20 protein-coding genes and 1 riboswitch are annotated in these 21,354 nt (G+C 40.0%); of the genes, 3 read left to right on the forward strand and 17 right to left on the reverse strand.

The window, feature by feature from the left end:
- The first annotated feature begins 89 nt into the window (after positions 1-89).
- Positions 90-1,088 carry a DUF3231 family protein gene (locus LXM54_RS11895; protein WP_233315384.1) on the forward strand — a complete coding sequence of 333 codons (999 nt, stop codon included), beginning with the start codon at positions 90-92 and terminating at the stop codon, positions 1,086-1,088.
- Positions 1,089-1,136: 48 nt separating this feature from the next.
- Here the strand turns inward: LXM54_RS11895 and LXM54_RS11900 are convergent, their stop codons facing one another.
- The 5 genes from LXM54_RS11900 to LXM54_RS11920 form a co-directional block, all read right to left on the reverse strand.
- The gene (locus tag LXM54_RS11900; RefSeq protein WP_233315385.1) at positions 1,137-1,355 is read right to left on the reverse strand and encodes an RNA chaperone Hfq; all 219 of its coding nucleotides are present in this window, start codon (positions 1,353-1,355) and stop codon (positions 1,137-1,139) included.
- A gap of 127 nt (positions 1,356-1,482) precedes the next feature.
- The gene (locus LXM54_RS11905; RefSeq protein ID WP_233315386.1) at positions 1,483-2,847 is read right to left on the reverse strand and encodes a cytochrome P450; all 1,365 of its coding nucleotides are present in this window, start codon (positions 2,845-2,847) and stop codon (positions 1,483-1,485) included.
- A 126-nt stretch (positions 2,848-2,973) separates the two neighbouring features.
- Entirely contained in the window at positions 2,974-3,522 is a 549-nt protein-coding gene (locus LXM54_RS11910; RefSeq protein ID WP_233315387.1) for a hypothetical protein, read from the reverse strand.
- Between the two features lie 142 nt (positions 3,523-3,664).
- Complete coding sequence (gene celB, locus LXM54_RS11915) at positions 3,665-4,978, reverse strand: PTS cellobiose transporter subunit IIC (protein WP_233315388.1); 1,314 nt, start codon at positions 4,976-4,978, stop codon at positions 3,665-3,667.
- A gap of 231 nt (positions 4,979-5,209) precedes the next feature.
- On the reverse strand, positions 5,210-6,454 hold the full coding sequence (locus LXM54_RS11920; protein WP_233315389.1) for an ATP-binding protein: 1,245 nt from the start codon (positions 6,452-6,454) through the stop codon (positions 5,210-5,212).
- Between the two features lie 262 nt (positions 6,455-6,716).
- Between LXM54_RS11920 and LXM54_RS11925 the strand changes: the two genes are divergently transcribed.
- Positions 6,717-7,229: a DUF3231 family protein gene (locus LXM54_RS11925; protein ID WP_233315390.1), complete on the forward strand. Its 513-nt coding sequence runs from the start codon at positions 6,717-6,719 to the stop codon at positions 7,227-7,229.
- A gap of 44 nt (positions 7,230-7,273) precedes the next feature.
- On the opposite strand, the gene LXM54_RS11930 is transcribed toward LXM54_RS11925, so the two are convergent.
- The 10 genes from LXM54_RS11930 to LXM54_RS11970 form a co-directional block, all read right to left on the reverse strand.
- Complete coding sequence (locus tag LXM54_RS11930) at positions 7,274-7,735, reverse strand: hypothetical protein (RefSeq protein ID WP_233315391.1); 462 nt, start codon at positions 7,733-7,735, stop codon at positions 7,274-7,276.
- Positions 7,736-7,898: 163 nt separating this feature from the next.
- Positions 7,899-8,285, reverse strand: coding sequence for a hypothetical protein (locus LXM54_RS11935; RefSeq protein WP_233315392.1), 387 nt, complete (start codon positions 8,283-8,285; stop codon positions 7,899-7,901).
- Between the two features lie 24 nt (positions 8,286-8,309).
- Complete coding sequence (locus LXM54_RS11940; protein ID WP_233315393.1) at positions 8,310-8,720, reverse strand: hypothetical protein; 411 nt, start codon at positions 8,718-8,720, stop codon at positions 8,310-8,312.
- A 2-nt stretch (positions 8,721-8,722) separates the two neighbouring features.
- Entirely contained in the window at positions 8,723-8,935 is a 213-nt protein-coding gene (locus tag LXM54_RS11945) for a helix-turn-helix transcriptional regulator (RefSeq protein WP_233315394.1), read from the reverse strand.
- Positions 8,936-9,083: 148 nt separating this feature from the next.
- Positions 9,084-10,403: an ATP-binding protein gene (locus tag LXM54_RS11950; protein ID WP_233315395.1), complete on the reverse strand. Its 1,320-nt coding sequence runs from the start codon at positions 10,401-10,403 to the stop codon at positions 9,084-9,086.
- A gap of 318 nt (positions 10,404-10,721) precedes the next feature.
- On the reverse strand, positions 10,722-11,135 hold the full coding sequence (locus LXM54_RS11955) for a GNAT family N-acetyltransferase (RefSeq protein WP_233315396.1): 414 nt from the start codon (positions 11,133-11,135) through the stop codon (positions 10,722-10,724).
- An 81-nt stretch (positions 11,136-11,216) separates the two neighbouring features.
- Positions 11,217-12,419 carry a diguanylate cyclase domain-containing protein gene (locus LXM54_RS11960; protein WP_233315397.1) on the reverse strand — a complete coding sequence of 401 codons (1,203 nt, stop codon included), beginning with the start codon at positions 12,417-12,419 and terminating at the stop codon, positions 11,217-11,219.
- A 147-nt stretch (positions 12,420-12,566) separates the two neighbouring features.
- Complete coding sequence (locus LXM54_RS11965; protein ID WP_233315398.1) at positions 12,567-13,883, reverse strand: hemolysin family protein; 1,317 nt, start codon at positions 13,881-13,883, stop codon at positions 12,567-12,569.
- Positions 13,884-14,127: 244 nt separating this feature from the next.
- Positions 14,128-14,592 (reverse strand): CBO0543 family protein, encoded by a 465-nt coding sequence (locus tag LXM54_RS28265; protein ID WP_325169566.1) that lies wholly within the window; start codon positions 14,590-14,592, stop codon positions 14,128-14,130.
- The gene (locus LXM54_RS11970; RefSeq protein WP_233315399.1) at positions 14,582-15,079 is read right to left on the reverse strand and encodes a CBO0543 family protein; all 498 of its coding nucleotides are present in this window, start codon (positions 15,077-15,079) and stop codon (positions 14,582-14,584) included. Before LXM54_RS11970 ends, LXM54_RS28265 begins: the two co-directional genes overlap by 11 nt.
- 147 nt (positions 15,080-15,226) lie before the next feature.
- Positions 15,227-15,326, forward strand: a riboswitch (purine riboswitch).
- Between the two features lie 55 nt (positions 15,327-15,381).
- Here LXM54_RS11970 and LXM54_RS11975 point away from each other — a divergent pair.
- Complete coding sequence (locus LXM54_RS11975; protein WP_233315400.1) at positions 15,382-16,578, forward strand: MFS transporter; 1,197 nt, start codon at positions 15,382-15,384, stop codon at positions 16,576-16,578.
- 190 nt (positions 16,579-16,768) lie between these two features.
- On the opposite strand, the gene LXM54_RS28270 is transcribed toward LXM54_RS11975, so the two are convergent.
- Positions 16,769-20,305 (reverse strand): NTTRR-F1 domain, encoded by a 3,537-nt coding sequence (locus tag LXM54_RS28270; protein WP_325169567.1) that lies wholly within the window; start codon positions 20,303-20,305, stop codon positions 16,769-16,771.
- 189 nt (positions 20,306-20,494) lie between these two features.
- The gene (locus LXM54_RS11990) at positions 20,495-21,262 is read right to left on the reverse strand and encodes a TSUP family transporter (protein WP_233315653.1); all 768 of its coding nucleotides are present in this window, start codon (positions 21,260-21,262) and stop codon (positions 20,495-20,497) included.
- Positions 21,263-21,354: the final 92 nt, after the last annotated feature.

The raw sequence follows: 21,354 nt of genomic DNA on the forward strand, positions 1-21,354 counted from the left end.
GTACAGGCACTTGCCCTTTCGCTAAAAAAAATTTATCAAAATAACTTTTACTGGATAACATAAGGTATAAAAGTTAGGGAGGTAGCGACATGACTTCGAGGGACGTTCCTATCACTTCATCAGAATTGGCAAATTTGTGGATGACTTATCAAGAAAAGACGATGATCCTCAGAATGCTCGAACATTTTTTAGAACATGCAGATAGTGAAGCAAAACAGCTATTACAAACCCATTATGAGAGTGCTGGTAAAGCTATTGATATCATTACAGAAATTTTCAAGCAGGAAGGTGCAGCTATCCCTGTCGGATTTACAGCAAATGATATAAATAAAGGAGTTCCTAAGCTGTTTGATTTCCTCTATGATATTATGTATTTACATATGATGACGAAAGTGGAAATGAGTTTATTCTCCCTGTTCTGCGGCATTTCCTATCGCAGCGACATTAATGACCTTTTCATCAGTTGGACAGCTGAGTCACAAGCCCTCAATAATGAGGTGACCCAATTCCTCCTTGAAAAAGGCGTGCTTGTTCGTCCAGCTTTTGTTTCGATGCCAAAAGAGGTGCATTTTGTACAGGAAAATCATTATCGAAAGTTCGGATTGTTTGGAGAAAAGAGATCGTTAAATACAATTGAGGTTTCCCTTATTCATCATGCTATTGAAACCAATTTGATTGGAATGCAACTAATGATTGGCTTCGCTCAAGTTGCGGAGAATAAAGATGTGCAACAATACCTTGTTAAGGGCATGAAACTATCGAAAAAAATCGAAGTCGATTTAGGCGAATTTTTGCGGCAAAGCTATATTGAACCACCTGCAACACATGCTGGTAAAGCAACTTCTTCCCAAATCGCACCCTTTTCTGACAAATTAATGATGTATAATACCAGTTTATTGACTTCCTTTGGGCTTGGCACAAACGCAATCGGCGGTGCCTTCAGTTTGCGGAATGATCTGCCAGCGAAAATGTCATTACTGGCAAAAGATATTTTTACATTTGCTCAAGAAGGTGGAAAAATTTTGATAAAAAACGGCTGGATGGAGGAGCCTCCTCAAATGGAGGACCGAAATCAGCTGACTCAATAAAGTTGAATATGCCCCTAATAACGCTTGATGTTATTAGGGGCATTTCTTTTAAAATTTTATTAGTTGTTTCCCGGCAGATATTGTGCTGACAGCGCTTTTAAAGACTAACTGCTGCTTACCATCTACTTCTAATAATAATGTGTATGTATCATTCCCTTTAATCTTACATCTGATTGGAACACCTTTTTTCCCCATAAATACGGTTACGATCATCTCTGTTTCGATGATGTTACGGATGATGCTGTTTTGTAAATCAATAACTGCCATGTTAGCCCTCCTTCTTTGTCTTATATTTATACTTTACTACAATTAGTCACTACTTTTGAGAATTTTTTAGCTGGATTAAAGAAATCCAGCATCTATCCGTCTTAAGAATACATGCTGGAGCAGATTTTTAGGAAGGATTTCTTTTTTGCAGAATCATTCGCAGTCCGCTTCTTGGCCTAAGTGTAATGGATGGAAATGTTTTAATTGGATGATGTTTTGGCGCTAATTTAAATTTGAACCGTTGAGCTACAGAAACAAGGACAAGCGCTGCCTCCATTATCGCAAAGTGATTGCCAATGCATACTCTTGGTCCTCCGCCAAACGGAAAGAATGCATATTGGGGAATTGTCTTAATAAAATTATTTTCAAATCTTTCTGGTATGAATGACTCCGGATCTTGGAAGTATTCTGCCTTTCTATGCATCGCATACTGACTGACAAGAATCATATCCCCTTTTTTAAAGCGATATTCACCAATCTCAACATCCTTATCCACTTTCCGGCTTGTTACAAAGGATGGTGGATACAAACGCAAGGACTCCCAAATGAGGTTTTGTGTGTAGGTTAATTTCATAAAATCAGAAGGAGCTGGTGGTTTTTTTCCTAGTACACTTTCTATTTCACTAAATAACTTCTCTTCAGCCTCCGGATGCTGAGATAATAAATACAATGTCCAGGACAGTGCGTTAGCAGTCGTTTCGTGTCCTGCAATAAAAATAGTCATTACCTCATCTCGCACCTGCTTGTCTGTCATCCCGATGCCATCGACATCATCTCTGGCATCCATTAAAATACCAAGCATATCCTCATGCTTAACTGGGTCCTTTCTGCGTTTCTGGATTATCTCCATAACGACAGAATCGAGTTCCCTTATCGCCTTCTTCGTATCACGATTAAGCTTTGTCGGAACCCATAACGGCATTTTTTTAAGGCTTCTCATTCGTTTAACTGCTAATATTAAAGCAGTTTCAAGCGGTTTTCCGATGACCTTGTAGCCTTCTTTAAAGTCCATGTTGAACATTGTTTTACAAATAATTCCGAGTGTTATGTTCATCATATCATTCGTGATAATTCGTTCTTCCTCGTCTTTCCATGTCGATAAATAATCATTCGTTATATCTATCATATCTTGTCCATAATCCATGATATGAGATTTTTTGAATGCTGGTTGGATCAGCCTCCTTTGCCGCATATGGAAGTCTTTATCACTCGTGAGCAGTCCTTCACCGAAGATTGGTTTTAATGCTTTAAAATCATCAGATTTAACAAAGTTTTTCTGCTTTGTCACCAGGATTTGCTTAATCATATCCGGATTTGATACTAAGAAGACATTCTTCAAAGGACCTAAACGAAACTTTGCAACATCACCATATTCAGCCGCCATTCTTTCAAGGAATGCAGGCGGATCTGCTCGGAATTCAGCCAAATTGCCTGTCAACAGCTTCCCTTTTGGCCCTTTTGGTGTTTTAAATATGGCAATCTCGTTACTCAACTATTTTTCCCCCTTTAAATTTCCATACTTCTTTTATAGTATGGTGCAATGTTAAAGCAGGATTGTACTTAAGTGGAGGACAGTAAAAAAGAGGACATAATAATTACAATACCGGCACAGACTCATTCAATCATTTGTCTGTTCGATTGTTTGTAAGCGTCCCTTTTCTGGAGTTCGTTCATTCCAGGCATATTGTATAATGTATGTTTTATTCTCTTCTACCAATTGAAATTCATTAAAGGATACATTCAGCTTTATATTTTCTATTTTAACATAGTATCTTCTATCTTCTTCAAACTTTTCTTTGATTGTATACGCCCCAAAAGTAACCATTTCAGTGGATTGATATGCCGTAATATAGATAATGACAGAGAGAGACGCAATGATGAATATTGCTTTAAAACTGATTCTTTTATAACGCCTCCCTCTCCTCAGCAAAGTCCTAATGAACAAATAAAGATAGAGGATGAATAGAATTGGCACTACATATACTGCCATAATTATAGGTATTTTCGGCATTTCGAGAAGTGCATCATTATGAATGAAAAGAGCTTGGATGTTTTCAACTTGCGAGCAAATAAAGCCTATATAAATAAATGATAACAACAAGTATAACACCCATTTTTGAGCAGCAAACCTTCTATCTGTTTCTTTCTCTATATGATTTTGACTCATTTTGTTTCTCCTTTAAAAAAGTAGGTTCATTATTTAATTCTATAGTATGTAAGAAATTTCCTTCACCTGCTCTTAATTAGTCAGAATAATGTAATACTTCCATAAAAAAATACGCGCCCAGAAATGGACACGTACAAATAACTTACTCTTTCCCAGATACCGAATTTTCTTCCTCGGCTTTCTGTTTATCCCATATTCTAAAAAATGGGAAGTAAATGATAAAGGAAAGCAGAATAATGACTAATTGAAGGATTGCTCCTGAGATACTGCCAGTAATTAAATAGCCTTGAATAATTGGCGGCATCGTCCATGGCGGCACAATACCGATTGGCTTGGCAACAAGTCCTATATCCATAGAAACATAGGCGACTATAACAGACAGAATTGGTGTCAACACGAATGGTGCCATCATTAAAGGGTTTAGTACAATTGGCATACCGAAAATAATTGGTTCATTAATATTAAAGATACCTGGGCCTATACTTAACCGTCCAAGCTGTTTCATTTGCTGGCTTTTTGAAAAAAATAACATGGCCAGCACTAATCCTAAGGTTGTTCCAGAGCCGCCGATAAAAATGATGTCATTAAATTGATCTGTCACAATATGCTCTACAGGTTCACCTGCTCCAAAGGAGATGGCATTTTCGTTTGTTAACGTCAGCCAAACTGGTGTCATTACAGCACCAACTATGCTTGCGCCATGCAATCCTGTCGTCCACAGCAAAGTAATAAGGAAGAAAATAAAGATTGTTCCTAACAAACTTGTTCCTATTTGTGTTAATGGCTCTTGCAGTAATACTGTCACGATATTATGCAAGCTGCCAAAATCCCCTACATTTTCAACGATTAGTCGTAAAATCCACACAACAGAAATCGCAAAAAATCCAGGAATTAAAGCGGTAAACGACTTCGCGACAGCAGGTGGAACTCCGTCTGGCAATGTGATTACGATGTTTTTCTGCAATATTTTCCGATAAATCTCTGTACATAATACTGCTATAATCATTCCAACAAACAATCCTTTACTTGTGAAAAGGGCGGTTTGATAGGCTGTTTCAACCACATCAACCCCTTCTGGCGTTTTCCCAATTACATAGGAAACAAAAGGTGTTCCTACAAAGTAGGCAGCTAGCGAAATGGCTCCAGAAGCGAGCGGATCGACCTTATACGATTCGGCCAGCCGATAGGCAATACCAAAGGTTGCAACTAATGCCATGATTTCAAATGATCCTCGATACGGGTAAAGAATGCTTGCTTTAAGCTTCGGATGCTCCGCCATATAATCTAAATACCCTTGAAAAGGCAGATTTGCTAATATCAAAAATACAGAACCGATAATAATAAGGGGCATAGAAAGGATAATACCATCTCTTAATGCTTGTAAATGTCTTTGCTCAGCTACTTTCGCAGCGACAGGCATTACTTTTTCTTCTAAAAACGTATTAAGCTTACTCACATAAATACCTCCTCACACATAATGAAAACGGTTACATTATTATATGTGCAGATTCTAGATTATGTGATATTTTTAAAATTATTTTTTATATTTACCTGCTTTATCCGATAGAATTTATCAACTTAGTAATGTCTCTATCAAATCAACTAGCAACTAAGCAACTAATCAACTAATCATTATACCCGCTTATTAATAAAACAGCTGCTTTTTACAGCAGCTGCCTTTCAAATACTAGATTGCCGGCAATAAAATAATAAATTCTGTCCCTTTGCTTCTTTCACTGTTCACCATAATTTTACCATGAAAGGAATGAATGATTTGAAAGCTTACCATCATTCCCAATCCTGTTCCTTTTTCCTTTAAGGAGTAAAACGGCGATCCTAGACTGTCTATTTGTTTTTTCGTCATGCCTATCCCTTCGTCTTTGACACTGATCTTAATTTGACCGTCAGCTGTTTTTGAACAGGTGATCCAGACCGTTCCACCGTGCGGCATAGCTTCAACGGCATTTTTTAAAATATTGATTAATGATTGATTCAATTTTTGGGAGTTGGCAAATATCCAGCATTCGTCCGTCATATCTGTTTTTATACGGACATTATTGTTTAAAGCATAGTTTTCAAGAATATTAATTACCCGTTCTAACTGGTGTGCGGCATTAATTTTTCCATTATTATTTATGGCAGGCTTACCTAATGATAGGAAATCATTGATGATGTCGTTTGCTCTGTCTAATTCTTCTATTGAAATCTTAATATACTGCTTTTTAGTTTCTGGGAATTCGGGATCATCTAGAAGCTGCAGAAAACCTCGGGTAACTTGCATAGGATTTCTAATTTCATGTGCAAAGACACTTGTAAGTTCACTTATTACTCGTAATTTTTCCGCATTTTGCAACTCAAGGCGCAGCTGTTGTATCTCTCTGATTGTTTCATTTAACATCGTAAAAAACCACGTTACACATACAACAAATAATAGATGAATAATCTGTACTTTCAATGTATCCAAAGAAAATCCACGGATTACTCCTAAAAAAGTGAGGCCAACAAGACAATAATATGAGGAAAGACCTACTGCGATCATAACCCTCTTATCTTTTGATGAACGAATAAATAATCTTTGGAAAAAGAAAATAACCGGCATCGTTAAGAGCAGAACTAATACTGTATTGTAAAAACCTGCACTGATCCCAAAATTAAGACGGTAGACAATAACTAGACCAGATAGTAAAATGCCTGGCCAAAATCCTCCATACAACGCCCCAAATAGTAAAGGAATAATTCTGATATCCAATCTGTTTTCACCAAAATTCAGCGGAAAGGACATGCATAACAAAATTGAAATTCCCCATAATACGGTCATTAGAATCGTCTTATTTCTATCACTCTTTACTCGTTCAGTGATAATTGTGAAATAAATAAATATGGGCAACACCATTAGCGTCATTTGTAGTAAAAAATCTTTTAATATACTCATATTGGCTACCTTTCCAAGTTAGGAGCAGTTTTGTAAAAATGCTAAATTTGACATAATTATACTCTATATTTATCATATTTTGTCGGTTTTTGCCGAAAAAAATATTGTTCGACATGATTTTCATATCACATAAAGAGTATTATCTCCTTTCTATTGTTTCGGCAGAAAACAACCTCACTTTTATCTACATTCCGACAAATAATAAAAAAAAATGTGGTTAATCTAATTAAGTAAATAGTTTAACTAAATTAGGAGGATTATTATGGGTATTTTAAGCGGCAATCCGAAAGATGAACCACTGCATTATGGTGAAGTTTACGATATTTGGTCATCAGTATTTGGAGCTAATGGTATGATTGGCAGTTATCAGATCATGAAAAACCATACAGGTGACGATGACTTGAAAGAGCTGCTGGATGAAGCAATCAATTTATGCAAAAAGCAAAAAGAACAATTAGAAAAAATCTTGAAAGAAAATGGAATTGGCTTACCTCCAAGCATGCCAGAACCGCCAGAGGCTTGCTTAGAAGATATCCCCGTAGGTGCCAGACTTCCTGACCCTGCTGTTGCTAGTGCATTATCTCTTGATTTAGCTGCAGGGCTTGTTTTAATGAGCCAGATTATGGCCAAAGCCATTAGAGAAGATGTTGGGATGATGTATGAGCAATTTCATACTCAAAAGACCGCCCTTGCTGCAAAAATGCTTCGTTTAAACAAAGACAAAGGCTGGCTTGTACCTCCGCCGCTGCATGTAAATAAACAAGGTGATTGTTAAAAAACAAACCTGTCCACTTGCTTTAGTTGGACAGGTTTGTTTTTTTATCGTCTCGTCTGCTCATATAAATACTGCACACCGTATAATAAGTACGCTTTGTAATTTAAATATATAAAAAACTGAATATGATTTAAGCCATTTAAACTAATAATCCGATATTTTTTTAAAATATCAATTAACAAAAAGGCAAACAGTCCATCTGAAAGGAGATTAAGCAACACATACTTTTTAAAGTTTCCATACGAATATTTTAAAATCCACATAGAAAGGGGCATATATGGACCAACACTAAAAGGAAGTTCATCCTTTAAGAAGGATTTATGGCCATCGTATGTTTTCCACCAATTCCGTCTATGTCCATAAATATGATTAATGATTTCAAACACGACAATAAAAATACCTGAAACAGAGTAGCGTTTAAAGCTTTTCTTCCCGATAAACAGCAAAGTTAGCCACGGGAAAATAATAATGGATAAATTAAATAGTAAATGCCTTCTAGTAATCATGTTATTTCCCCTTTATGCCGATTTCTAATCCACCATGTTATTTTATGGCATTTTATTTATTCTATACTGTTACTCTAATTATTCTTAGTTTTGACTTAAAACTAAAAAAGACCCTTCTACTCGATAGCAGAAAGGTCTTGTCAGTATATACTATTTTTTAAAATCATGGAGCCAGTGAAACAACCCAAAAATGACTGTTGGCTGCATCAATCACCGTTTCTGAAAACTGGATATCTTCTTCTTGCTCTGGAAAAAAGTAAGTGTATACCATAAAGCCCTGCACAGCCATTTCTCGTAAATTCACACTTCGACCGATCGTAACAAAGCGGCTTTCGGTTTCCTCGGCATGCTTCTTAGCAAACTCCGTTACGAGTTCATCTTTTTCTTTAAGATATGCAAATACCTCCATTGGTTTTGAGCCTTTTGGAATTCTAACCTTTTCTTTTGCAAGAAAGTATGTTTTATTTTTAAAATCGATTTTGGCAAAATTAGTTCTTCTTAGTGTTTCGTTGATTTCTTCTATCGTTTCTTCATTAAGTTTTAAAATCACAGACTTACCTCTTTCTAATAAAATTTATAGTCTTTTTATAACAAAGGCGCCAAGAATAACGACAATATAGATTACTCCTAAACAGACGATCAGCAGCCCTGTTTCAATTAAATGAATACCCATAGAGTAGACAACTATTAATGCGGCGCCGCTTCCTAATAAGATAACATAAAGTGTTATCATAAAATAACGCTTTAAAAGCATAATACTGCGTTCATCAACCTCTGGAACATTACCATTTCTCTTTTTAGATAACTTAGCAGCAATGAAATAATACAACAGACCTATAGCTGTACCAACTACGACAGCACCAGCTAAGTCATAGTCAAATCCGCCTGTTTCACCTCTAATCAAATATACTCCTAACAATCCGCCTGTTAGATTACAACAAACCATAAAGACTAAAGCAATTATCAGCAGCTTGTTTTTTTTCATAACTACTCTCCTTTCGTCTTCTCCAAATAAAATAACTCTTCAATTGGAACATCAAAATACTCCATTAACTTTAAAGCTAACTCAAGGCTGGGATTGTACTTATTCTTTTCAATTGCATTGACAGTTTGTCGAGTAATTTGCAAATCCTCCGCTAATTTAACTTGAGTTATCCCTTTTTTCAAACGAATTTCGCGAATATGGTTTACCACTTTCATATACATGCCTCCACACCGGAAGTAAAGATATCTTTACACTTATTATATGCAAACCAACTAGGATATGTAAAGACATCTTTACACTTAAGTGGAGAAAAGTAAAAAAACGCCAGATGAAAATCTGACGTTTTTCCTAAAAAACTTTATTTTAGATACCCTTATTTATCGGAATAGTGACTCTTGCGATTGTCTGATTATTATCAGAGGTAATAGCTATTTCTCCACCGTACCTGCTTACAGTTTCCTTTACAATAAACAGACCTTGTCCTCGCAGTTTTCCGTGCTGTTCTTTTTTTGTTGAGTAGCCGCTTTTGAAAATAAGGTCTTTATCCTTTTCCCGAATAGGATTTCCAGTGTTAGCTACTTCAAAAATATAGTGTTTAGCATCGACTTTACACACAATCTTCATTTTTCTTTTCTGCTCTGGCAATTCTGTTGTAGCATCAATCGCATTGTCTATTAAATTGGATAATATCTTAATTAAATCTGTTGTCGTTAAAGTAGAATATGAATCCTGGACTACCTCAAACTCAATATGTATTTGATGATTTTGGGCAGCCAGCTTTTTCGTTTGCAACAGAACCGAAAGTCCTGGGTTATTAACATCTAATGCAATAGATTTAATCATATGAATTTCTTTAGCAAGAATGGATAAGTATTCAAGTGCCTTATCTGTTTGGCCAAGTCTAAGTAAACCATGAACGACCTGAATATGATTGGAATAATCATGGCGTAAGGATTGAACAGATGACACTAATGATTGCAGTTCAGTTTGATAGGTATCCTCTGTATCGCCTATTTCCTTTTTTAATTCTCGTGAATACCAATTTTGCAGAACAAAAAAAGCGGCAACCATCAGGATAACAAACAGACCATTAAACACGAAGCTTGAAATACTGCTTCTTAATGCTTTATCACTAATATTATTAACAATGTCTGCACTTATATCAATACCAAGATAGCCGATAATTTCATCAGACTTATCCTTAATCGGCACGCCAACCGTTAAATAATCACCATAAATCGGGTCTGAAATAATGTTTGTGGAAAAAATTTTCCCAAAGTAGGCCATTCTAACTTGTTCTTCTGGAACAGTACAAATGCCCCCGATTGGAAATTCCTCCTTCTCCTCATCTGACATGGCGACAATCATTGCTCTTGATACATTAGGATTATTAACTAATAGTGTGTACACATGAAGTGCACCGTTTTTTTCCCTGGCATCCTCTAAATAACCCTTCACTTCATAATAATATTCGTTTTTCACTGGATTTCTTAGAAATAACTTATAGGTTTCTGTATCCATTGAGGCAGCAATTGATTTGGCAGCCTCTATATTTTGATTCACAACGGAGTTTACCGCTGTTTTTTTTATATTAAAGTAGGAAGAAAAGATATTAACAATCATAAACATTACTACTATAAGAATGGATAAAAGAAAGATAGATTTTAATTTTTTATTTTTCATTGTTGCATCCTCTTTAGTACTTTGTAGAAATTAACTCAAAACGATATGATATCACTATATTTACCTAGTTTACCATACAATCTTAAACCTTTCGTACTAGGAAGCTAGATTTATTTTATTCAGAGCTTAATAACTAGGAATTAATAACCAATTGGGTTTTAAAACCATTTTAGAGGTTAGTATTGGGAAAGGCGAGAATGTGGGGGATTAGGCTGTTTTTTTATTAAGTGCTTAATTTTTCAAGTAACACCAGCAATATGCCAACAAGAATTATCTCCCAAATGCCAGCCCTTCTAGCGAACAAAATGCAAATAATGCTTAGCCAATTTCTCTTTCCATAATCACATACTCTTTGTCTTCTTTTTTAAAGCTTTCGCCTGTTTCATGCAAACTGAATTTCTGATAAAAAGCCGCTTTATTCTTTCTCGCATTACACCAAATTTTCTTTATGCCAAGCTTTTCTGCTTCCATTAGTACATATTGCAATAATGCACTGCCATATCCCTTGCCTTGTTCTTCTGAAAGTGTGGCAAATTTGCGAAATTGAGCTTCCTCATCTGAAACAAACAGAGAAATAACCGAAACTAGGTCGTTTCCTTTAAAAAGCCCATAGTGGATTCCTGTATCATCATCAGCTAACTTAATAAAGTCAAAATGCTTTTCAGGCCACATCACCTTATGCCTAAGCTCCCATGCCTTTTCTTTATGTATGGCCGAAATGATAGTTTCCATAATATCTCTCCCTCCAAATATATTTAAAGGCTGTCATGCAAGAATATGGTGACAGCCTCTAAACATCGTTTCTTATTCTGTTCATTTTAGTTGATTTTTGGCGCGGTACATCTCCGCATCTGCTTTTTTAATCAGTAATTCAACAGAGTCACCATCCACAATAGAGATTGATAAACCGATGCTTGCACCAATCTTTAGCTGTTTGCCCTCAATAATAAGTGGTGCTGAAATTGCTCTTTTAATGTTTTCCATGAGCAATTGGAGATTAGCCTTGTTTTCGATATTGGCGCAAATAACTGTAAATTCATCCCCGCCCCAGCGAGCAACCAATCCCTTATTTCCAATGGCAGCGGAAAGTCGGTTCGCTACTTCAATTAGAAGCTGATCACCTATTTCATGGCCAAAATTATCATTAACGAACTTGAACCCGTCCAAATCAATCAACATCAGCCCATGAACTTGCTGCTTACTATCATCAAGCAGCTCTTGGACTTTTTGTTTGAATAATCGTCGGTTTGGCAGTTCTGTGACAGAATCGTGATACGCAAGGTGGGAAATTAGTTCCTCAGCCTCTTTGCGTTCCGTCACATCTCGACCGACGCCAATCTTTTGCAGGATATTCCCAGACTCATCACGGATAACTTCAACTGTTGTTTCATACCAGCGATATTCACCATTCTTATGCAGAACTCGTCCCGTAAATCGTACTGTATCCTTATCAATATGGTAAGTATTCTGAGTATCAAGCAGCCTGGCATAATCATCAGGATGATTAAAGTTAATCTGTGGTTGTCCAATAACCTCCTCTGGTGTATAACCGAGCAGTGCCGTCACAGTTGGTGAAATGTATGTAAACATTCCGTCGCTTGAGAAGGAAGATATAATATTTTGGGATTTTTCAGAAATGAGTGTGAACATTTCTTGTATATTTAATAATCCCCTGTTCTGTTTCAAGTATTGGGTAATATCTTCGAATGTAAGCATCTTGCCAACTTCTTTTCCTTCACTCATAAGGGGTATAACTGTCAAATTTACATATAAAAGCTGCCCCTGTTTATGCGGAATGGCTAATCTTTGCCGAGAATTGTCAGCAGTGCCATTCATTAGCTGCTTTAAAGGAATTTCTAACAGCTCTTCTTTTGTATAACCAAATATATTTAAAACAGCAGCATTTGCGTCTACCATTTGACCGTTCATATCCATAAGAATGATTCCGTCTGGATGATAGTCAAAAAAACGTTGAAAGACACCATGTTGCTCTAATATTTTATTTTGCAGTTCCATGTAACTATCCACCTTTAACGACATCTGGACTATTGAAAATTATTAAATCTTATCCTTTTATTATATTTCCTGCTTACAAATGAAAGCAAAGGAAATTTCTAGTTTTTGATGATAAAAAAGATGACTGCGAACAGTCATCTTCACTCTTTATATATCCTCTGTTTTTTCTTGTTTTGAAATCAATACTTTATCCACTCTAAATTGATCCATATCGACTACTTCCAACACTAAATCCTCGATTTGAATTGTATCCTTCACTCTCGGTATATTTCCTAAGCTATTGGTGATCAATCCGCCAAGTGTGTTATACCGTTTATTCTCTATATCTGTTGCTGTTTTCTCTAACCCGAAATACTCTAGAAAAGTATCGATGGAAACGAGCCCATCTGCCAACCAGGAAGTTTCTGTTCGTTCAATGATATGAGGCTCCGCTTCATCTTCTCTCTCCGGCATATCTCCAACTATATTCTCCACAATATCATGAAGTGTGACAAAACCTTCTATTCCTCCGTATTCATCAATAACAATCGCTTCATGTTGACCAGCATTTTTCAAGCTTTCAAGAGCTTGATACACTTTCATTGCTTCTGGCAGCACTAATGTATTTTCTATACAATCAGCTAATTGGAAATCTTGGTTTGCAACCATTTTGGAAAAAACATCTTTTGTATGAATTATCCCCTTAAAGTCATCCAGACTCCCCTTTCCAACTGGAAACTTAGAAAAAGGACTCTGTTCCATCACACGAATACTTTCTGAAAATGAATCTTCTAAATCAATCCACACCAATTGCGTACGTGGTGTTAAGATATCTCCAAGGCGCTTGTCTCCTAAGTAAAAGATTTGTTCTACAAGATCTTGTTCAATCGCTTGAACCACTCCGCTGTATACACCTTGTTCAATTAATTGAGTGATTTCTTCTTCCGTAACATCTGGTTCAGCAGCAGGTTTAATTCTTAAGAGGCGTAACACTAGTTCTGTCGATTTACTTAAAAACCAAATAATCGGCTTGCCTATTTTTGAAAAATAATACATGGGTTTAGCGATGAGACAAGCAACCTTCTCTGGATTTCCCATCCCTATCCTTTTCGGCACCAATTCTCCAATAATTAATGATAAATAGGTAGATAAACCAACAACGATGATAAAACTTATTTCATAACTGAATCTTGACAGCACTTCTATTTTCTCGACGTAAACAGCTAGTTGACTGGCAATCGTTGCTCCTCCAAAGGCACCAGTTACAACCCCGATTAACGTTATCCCAATCTGAATAGTTGACAGCAGCTGATTCGGATCTTCCGCTAATTTTAAGGCATACGCTGCCCGTAAATCGCCACTTTCTTTTATTCTTTCGAGTCTGTTCTGTTTAGAAGTAACAATCGCTATCTCCGTCATCGCAAATATTCCATTTGCAATAATTAATATGAATAAAATAAGAATGGAAACCCATATGCTCTCCAATAGACTGTCACCAACCTTTGGTAAAATGTTTTATTATTATTTGTTAATACCCGTTTTATCAAAATTATCTCGTGTAATGACATATAATTTGGGTGTTATAAGGTATTTTTAAGTCCTCGGTTTGTTATATGAGCAAAAAGCGGACTTTATTGTATGTTCCTACAAAAGAACTCTCAAGTTGGCTGGTCCTAAAACTCATTCTCGTTAATGTATTCAAAAAAGGATAAGCAAGGAAAAAAACTTTTTAGAGTAATCCCTTATTAAACCAAAATACAAATCTTCTTACGATATATAACATAAAAAAGTTAATGCCTACACTTAAGAAAAAGTTCCAATGCTTAAATTCAATGAGCGAACTATATTTATTTAATAAAAAAGTATAGGTTGCTAAAAGCAAATTGAATAGAAAGGTATGAAAAAATTTTCTTAATGTGCTTTTATCTGTCGGATAATAAACAATAAAAAAAACAAAAAATGTAGGATATACTGCGTAATGCAAAGAAAAACTTAGTTTAGTCGCCTTTGCAAACTCTCTGTATGGAAATTCCAATAGTCCAAACAGTACCTGTATATACTCATAAACCCATGCGATTGTGGAAGAAAACAAAAATGCTATGATAGATACTCTAAGATATTTCTTCGGAATTAACAGCAGTAATAAGCCTATGGAAATTACCCACGAGACGATTAAGATGAGTTCATTTTTCATTCATTTGCACCTGTTTTAGACCTTTTTTAAACCATTTATAAGCACTATCATTTAAAAAAAGAGCGATATTCACGGTAATAAATGTCCAATACCAGTTCCATTTTATATATTTCACTAATGCTGTAAATTTCTCTAAAAGCACCTCAATTGTGGTAAAAAAAACTGAAATTCCAACATAATACAATATAATGATTAGCCAATGTTTACTTCGCGGAAAATATAGGCTAAAAAAGATAGCTACGACTGGAAAAAAGAAAAATTCAAACGAAAAGCTAGACTTATTATAGAAGTTTGTATTCGGTAATAACTGTGTCGGATACTCAATCCACCCTAACTCCACTGTAAATAAGCCTGCCGGCCAAGTAATAACCTGTAAGAATAAAAACAAAACCCACGCATCTCTCCACTTATGTTTAGGGATAAATCGCCATAATGCAAAAATACAAATTATAATAAAGCCGATTAGAAACCATCTTTCAAAATTCAATTAAGATCACCAAGAATATTTTTAACTTAGTGTGACGAGATTATGTATTTATCAACTTAAATATAAATTTTTATCGCCAATTTTACTCATACAAAAATTACTACTTGAAAAAACAGCTAGGAACTAGTACACTTACACAAGTGCTCATTTAACTTCATATCAATACCCTGTATAACCTTAAGAATATGGCTTAAGGGTCTCTACCAGGAACCATAAAATCCTGATTACAGAAAATGATTTAATCATTTTTTGTAATCAGGATTTTTTTATTTTATTTAATTAGAAAGGATGTTTTCTCTAATATGAATTTAAAGGTTTTTATACTCGCAATATCTACAGTCGCTGTTGGACTTGTAGAACTTATTCTAGGCGGAATACTGCCGACAATAGCTGACGATTTTAATATTTCCTTAAGCACGGCAGGACAGCTCATTTCTGTTTTTGCACTTGTCTATGCAGTATCTGGTCCTGTTTTACTCGTGTTAACCAGTAAAATAGAACGAAAAAAATTATATCTAGTGTCTTTATTTATTTTCTTTCTCGGAAATATCATGACATATTTCAGTCATACCTTTACCTTTATGATGATTGCCCGAATCCTGACATCAATGAGCACGGCATTAATTGTAGTATTGTCCTTAACACTTGCTGCTAAGGTAGTCGCTCCTGAACATCGTGCAAAGGCTTTAGGACTTATTTACATGGGGATTAGTTCATCACTTGTGATGGGTGTGCCGCTTGGAATACTCATTTCCAATTCATTTGGCTGGCGGATTATATTCTTAGGAATAGCGGTTTTATCAATCGGTTCCTTTGTACTTATTTCCGTTTTTCTAGAAAAAGTTCCGGGAGAAAGCACCATCCCACTTTCTCAACAATTGCGGGCTGTTGCTAGTACAAAAATCGGCAGTGCCCATCTTGCTACTATGTTTATGCTCGCAGGTCATTATACGATTTATGCATATTTCACACCATTTTTAGAAACAGAGCTTCACCTAAATTCTAATTGGATTAGTCTTTGTTATTTATTATTCGGACTAGCTGCAGTTAGCGGCGGTGCATTTGGTGGAATATTATCAGACTCTATTGGAGCACAGAAAAGTATTATCGTAGTTATCAGCGCATTTGCTGTAGTACTTTTCTTATTGCCATTTACAACTTTCTCACTTATCGTATTTATCCCAATCATGATGGTTTGGGCAGCATTAAGCTGGAGTCTCGCACCGCCACAGCAAAGCTACTTGATTCAAACAGACCCAGCCACATCTGACATCCAGCAAAGCTTTAATAATTCAGCATTACAAATAGGGATTTCCTTAGGTTCTGCCTTCGGCGGAATTGTGCTAACACAAACCGGAACTGTTTCCAAAACAGCGTGGTTTGGCGGTGTCATTGTCATCATTGCCTTATTATGTGCAATCTTCTCACTAACTCGAAAAACAGTAAATAGATCGAAGGCAATTGTAATTTCATCCGTACAAGAAGAAAATATTAATTAGTTCTAGAAATACAAGTAAGACACTATTCTTCAGATGTGTTTTACTTGTTTTTTATTATTTTTAGAACTTTTCTAATGGATTTTTTCTTATTGTATACACATCAAACTTGCTGAGACATCTGCACTTATGTAATAAACCATTTATTATAAAAAGGATGAGAAATGGGAAAACCCATTCCTCAATAAAAATCCTATTGAATGAAGCGAGTAACATTTAGCCATCTTACTTCAGAAGTTACGGTTGTTACTGCTGTTGCTGTTGTTGTTTGTATGCTCACTGTATAAACGATATTCCCAGATGTAACAGGAGGAGTATCGACATAGCTGAACGAATCATTAAACCTTTCAATAGCTCCAAGAATACCAACACTTCCCGCTCTTGTAACAGTCTGTTGCGCAATCGCTGTACCATTCCTGCGAATAATAATATTGAAACTTATGCTGTAAGATAAATTCAAGCCAATAACAAAGGCCAATTGCTGTGAAGTATCAATCTTTATTTCATTATTACCTGTGACCGCAATACTTACTGTATTTACAGTCGTTTCTGTACCTAATGGAATTGCTGCCGTTGTAGTTGGCTGATCAAAAGTGAGAGCGGCTATAGATGGGAAACCGGCTGTACCTGCTGGGCCAGTTGGACCGGTTGGACCGGTTGCTCCCGTTGGGCCTGTCGCACCGGTTGGACCCGCTACTCCCGCTGGACCTGTTGCTCCTGTCGGACCCGCTACTCCTGCTGGACCCGTGGCTCCCGCTGGGCCCGTGGCTCCTGTTGGACCTACTGCTCCTGCTGGGCCCGTGGCTCCGGTCGGACCCGCTGCTCCTGCTGGGCCTGTCGCACCAGTTGGGCCCGCTACTCCCGCTGGGCCGGTTGCTCCCGTTGGACCCGCTACTCCCGCTGGGCCCGTGGCTCCTGTTGGACCTACTGCTCCTGCTGGGCCTGTTGCTCCTGTTGGACCGGCTACTCCCGCTGGGCCTGTTGCCCCGGTTGGTCCGTTTGGTCCCGCTGCTCCTGCTGGACCTGTTGCTCCTGTTGGACCGGCTACTCCCGCTGGGCCGGTTGCCCCGGTTGGTCCCGCTGCTCCTGTCGGACCCGCTACTCCCGCTGGACCGGTCGTTCCTGTCGGACCGGCTATTCCCGCTGGGCCTGTTGCCCCGGTTGGTCCCGTGGCTCCTGTTGGACCTACTGCTCCTGCTGGGCCCGTGGCTCCTGTTGGTCCCGCTGCTCCCGCTGGGCCCGTTGCTCCTGTTGGACCTACTGCTCCTGCTGGGCCCGTGGCTCCTGTTGGTCCCGCTGCTCCTGCTGGACCCGTTGCTCCTGTTGGACCTACTGCTCCTGCTGGGCCCGTGGCTCCTGTTGGTCCCGCTGCTCCTGCTGTACCCGTGGCTCCTGTTGGACCTACTGCTCCTGCTGGACCCGTGGCTCCTGTTGGACCCGCTACTCCCGCTGGACCGGTTGCTCCTGTTGGGCCTACTGCTCCTGCTGGGCCTGTTGCTCCTGTTGGACCGGCTACTCCCGCTGGGCCTGTTGCCCCGGTTGGTCCCGTGGCTCCGGTCGGACCGGCTATTCCCGCTGGACCGGTTGCTCCTGTTGGACCTACTGCTCCTGCTGGGCCCGTGGCTCCGGTCGGACCCGCTGCTCCTGCTGGACCGGTTGCCCCGGTTGGGCCTACTGCTCCTGCTGGGCCCGTGGCTCCTGTTGGTCCCGCTGCTCCTGCTGTACCCGTGGCTCCCGTTGGGCCTACTGCTCCCGCTGGACCTGTTGCTCCTGTTGGACCGGCTATTCCCGCTGGGCCTGTTGCCCCGGTTGGGCCCGTGGCTCCTGTTGGTCCCGCTGCTCCTGCTGTACCCGTGGCTCCCGTTGGGCCTACTGCTCCTGCTGGGCCTGTTGCTCCTGTTGGACCGGCTACTCCCGCTGGGCCTGTTGCCCCGGTTGGTCCCGCTACTCCCGCTGGACCGGTCGCTCCTGTCGGACCGGCTATTCCCGCTGGACCTGTTGCTCCTGTTGGACCTACTGCTCCTGCTGGGCCCGTTGCTCCGGTCGGACCCGCTGCTCCTGCTGGACCGGTTGCCCCGGTTGGGCCTACTGCTCCTGCTGGGCCCGTTGCCCCGGTTGGTCCCGCTGCTCCTGTCGGACCGGCTACTCCCGCTGGACCGGTCGCTCCTGTCGGACCGGCTATTCCCGCTGGACCTGTTGCTCCTGTTGGACCTACTGCTCCTGCTGGGCCCGTGGCTCCGGTCGGACCCGCTGCTCCTGCTGGACCGGTTGCCCCGGTTGGGCCTACTGCTCCTGCTGGGCCCGTCGCCCCTGTTGGGCCCGCTACTCCTGCTGGTCCCGTGGCTCCCGTTGGACCCGCTACTCCCGCTGGGCCCGTGGCTCCTGTTGGGCCCGCTGCTCCTGCTGGTCCCGTGGCTCCCGTTGGTCCCGCTGCTCCCGCTGGACCTGTTGCTCCCGCTGGGCCCGTGGCTCCTGTTGGTCCCGCTGCTCCTGTTGGACCGGCTACTCCCGCTGGACCGGTCGCTCCTGTCGGACCGGCTATTCCCGCTGGACCTGTTGCTCCCGCTGGGCCCGTGGCTCCTGTTGGACCTACTGCTCCTGCTGGACCCGTGGCTCCCGTTGGACCCGCTACTCCCGCTGGGCCGGTTGCCCCGGTTGGTCCCGCTGCTCCTGTCGGACCGGCTACTCCCGCTGGACCGGTCGCTCCTGTCGGACCGGCTATTCCCGCTGGACCTGTTGCTCCTGTTGGGCCCGCTGCTCCTGTTGGGCCTACTGCTCCTGCTGGGCCCGTGGCTCCTATTGGGCCCGCTGCTCCCGCTGGACCCGTGGCTCCTGTCGGACCGGCTACTCCCGCTGGACCTGTTGCTCCTGTTGGACCCGCTACTCCCGCTGGACCTGTCGCTCCTGTTGGACCTACTGCTCCTGCTGGGCCTGTTGCTCCTGTTGGACCCGTTGCTCCCGTTGGACCGGCTACTCCTGCTGGACCCGTTGCTCCCGTCGGACCGGCTACTCCCGCTGGGCCCGTGGCTCCCGTTGGACCCGCTACTCCCGCTGGGCCCGTGGCTCCCGTTGGACCCGCTACTCCCGCAGGGCCCGTGGCTCCTGTTGGACCGGCTACTCCTGCTGGGCCTGTCGCTCCTGTTGGTCCCGATGCTCCTGCTGGGCCTGTCGCTCCTGTTGGTCCCGTTGCTCCGATCGGACCTGCTGGGCCTGTCGCTCCCGTTGGACCAGTAGGCCCCGCCGGACCAATTATTCCAGTAGCAGATAACAATGCTACATCATCAACTAAAACATCAGAAGCGCCTTCTAAAGGTATTACGTTTATAAGCAAATATGCCTGTGTTGTTCCTGCCGGGGCTGTTCCGGTAGTTAAATATATTTCCTTCCATGTGCTAATTTGAGCATTTGGAAGCCTGTTTGGAGGTATAAAATTTGAAGCACCTGTTCCTAACAACTGTAAATTTTGTCCAAAAAAGAAGACTTGAATTAATACAGCAGGCGCTTGAAGACTATTGGGGCGCGCAAGTGAAAGAATAAGCTCTAAAGTATCACCAGTAGCTGCAGGCACGAACTGACCAATATAAGAAGGAATTGTTCCTTGCTGCAACAAAGCTGCATAAGTGCCTGAATGAGAGTTAACATTGGTAGTAGTCGAATTAGATCCAGTAACCCAGCCATTCAGGTTTCCAGTTTCGAATCCACCGTTCGTAATTAAATTCAGTAAACTCATTTTTCTCTCCTTTCAAAGTAAATACTTATCCGTATATACTATGAAAAGGAAAAAATGATGGATAAGCTGTTATCCTTACTCTGATGATGTTTCTTGCTTTTTTTATCATATAAACTACTAAGCTCCTATTTTAACTTTTAAATTCACAAAAAAAGCCGCCAAACGGCAGCTAATATTGTCTACAAAATGTTATTTAATATAATCATAGATATTTTTCACCAACAATAAACAGGTTACTGTAATAAACAGCGCGCGAACAAAACTGCTGCCTTTTTTTATGGCATATTTTGAGCCGCAGACAGCTCCTGCAAGCTGTGCTAACCCCATAATTATTCCATATGTATAATTCACTTGTCCTAAAAACATAAACATTAGCAAGCCAGCAATATTACTGCCAAAATTCAGAAACTTTGCATTACCTGCTGCCTTTAGAAAATCAAAACCTATCAACAGAAAAGCAAAGATCAGAAAAGAACCTGTACCAGGGCCTAAAAACCCATCGTAGAATCCAATTGCAAAAATAGCTGCTAGAAAAATAGTATAATGGCGAAATGATAATTTTTTCGGGGTAGAAACGCTGCCCCAATCCTTTTTGAAAATTGTATAAACTGCTACTGCTGCAAGCATTATCAGCATTAAGGGTTTAAGCATTTGCGGATCCATTAAGTGTACACACCAAGCTCCTAACATCGAACCAATAAAGGTGAGCGGAAATAATTTATACACTGATTTTAAATCAAGCTTGCCGGAGCGATAAAACATCAATGTACTCGTTAAGGAGCCCATTGTTGACGCTAGTTTATTAGTAGCTACTGCTGCTGCTGGATTCATTCCTGTAAATAAAAGGGCTGGTAATGCAATCAAGCCTCCTCCGCCGACAACTGAATCAATGAATGCAGCCAAAAAACCAAACACAATCAAAATTATTAATACCGTTGGGTCTAAATCAAACAATATCGACAGCTCCTCTATTAGTCACTATTCAAATAGTAACTAAATATTTGATAAATGTAAACAGTTATTGTATCGTTTAAACTATAGAAAATGTA

Origin of the sequence: Bacillus sp. Au-Bac7 (genome assembly GCF_021341655.1) — a bacterium.
GTDB lineage: Bacteria > Bacillota > Bacilli > Bacillales > Cytobacillaceae > Niallia.

Excerpts from the sequence above, each read along its gene's own strand:
- LXM54_RS11940 (WP_233315393.1), bottom strand. The coding sequence starts at position 8,720 with ATGAAAAAAAACAAGCTGCTGATAATTGCTTTAGTCTTTATGGTTTGT.
- LXM54_RS11945 (WP_233315394.1), bottom strand. The coding sequence starts at position 8,935 with ATGAAAGTGGTAAACCATATTCGCGAAATTCGTTTGAAAAAAGGGATA.
- LXM54_RS11925 (WP_233315390.1), top strand. The coding sequence starts at position 6,717 with ATGGGTATTTTAAGCGGCAATCCGAAAGATGAACCACTGCATTATGGT.
- LXM54_RS11975 (WP_233315400.1), top strand. The coding sequence starts at position 15,382 with ATGAATTTAAAGGTTTTTATACTCGCAATATCTACAGTCGCTGTTGGA.
- LXM54_RS11960 (WP_233315397.1), bottom strand. The coding sequence starts at position 12,419 with ATGGAACTGCAAAATAAAATATTAGAGCAACATGGTGTCTTTCAACGT.
- LXM54_RS11895 (WP_233315384.1), top strand. The coding sequence starts at position 90 with ATGACTTCGAGGGACGTTCCTATCACTTCATCAGAATTGGCAAATTTG.
- LXM54_RS11920 (WP_233315389.1), bottom strand. The coding sequence starts at position 6,454 with ATGAGTATATTAAAAGATTTTTTACTACAAATGACGCTAATGGTGTTG.
- LXM54_RS11910 (WP_233315387.1), bottom strand. The coding sequence starts at position 3,522 with ATGAGTCAAAATCATATAGAGAAAGAAACAGATAGAAGGTTTGCTGCT.
- LXM54_RS11955 (WP_233315396.1), bottom strand. The coding sequence starts at position 11,135 with ATGGAAACTATCATTTCGGCCATACATAAAGAAAAGGCATGGGAGCTT.
- LXM54_RS11950 (WP_233315395.1), bottom strand. The coding sequence starts at position 10,403 with ATGAAAAATAAAAAATTAAAATCTATCTTTCTTTTATCCATTCTTATA.
- LXM54_RS11900 (WP_233315385.1), bottom strand. The coding sequence starts at position 1,355 with ATGGCAGTTATTGATTTACAAAACAGCATCATCCGTAACATCATCGAA.
- LXM54_RS11930 (WP_233315391.1), bottom strand. The coding sequence starts at position 7,735 with ATGATTACTAGAAGGCATTTACTATTTAATTTATCCATTATTATTTTC.
- LXM54_RS28270 (WP_325169567.1), bottom strand. The coding sequence starts at position 20,305 with ATGAGTTTACTGAATTTAATTACGAACGGTGGATTCGAAACTGGAAAC.
- LXM54_RS28265 (WP_325169566.1), bottom strand. The coding sequence starts at position 14,592 with ATGAAAAATGAACTCATCTTAATCGTCTCGTGGGTAATTTCCATAGGC.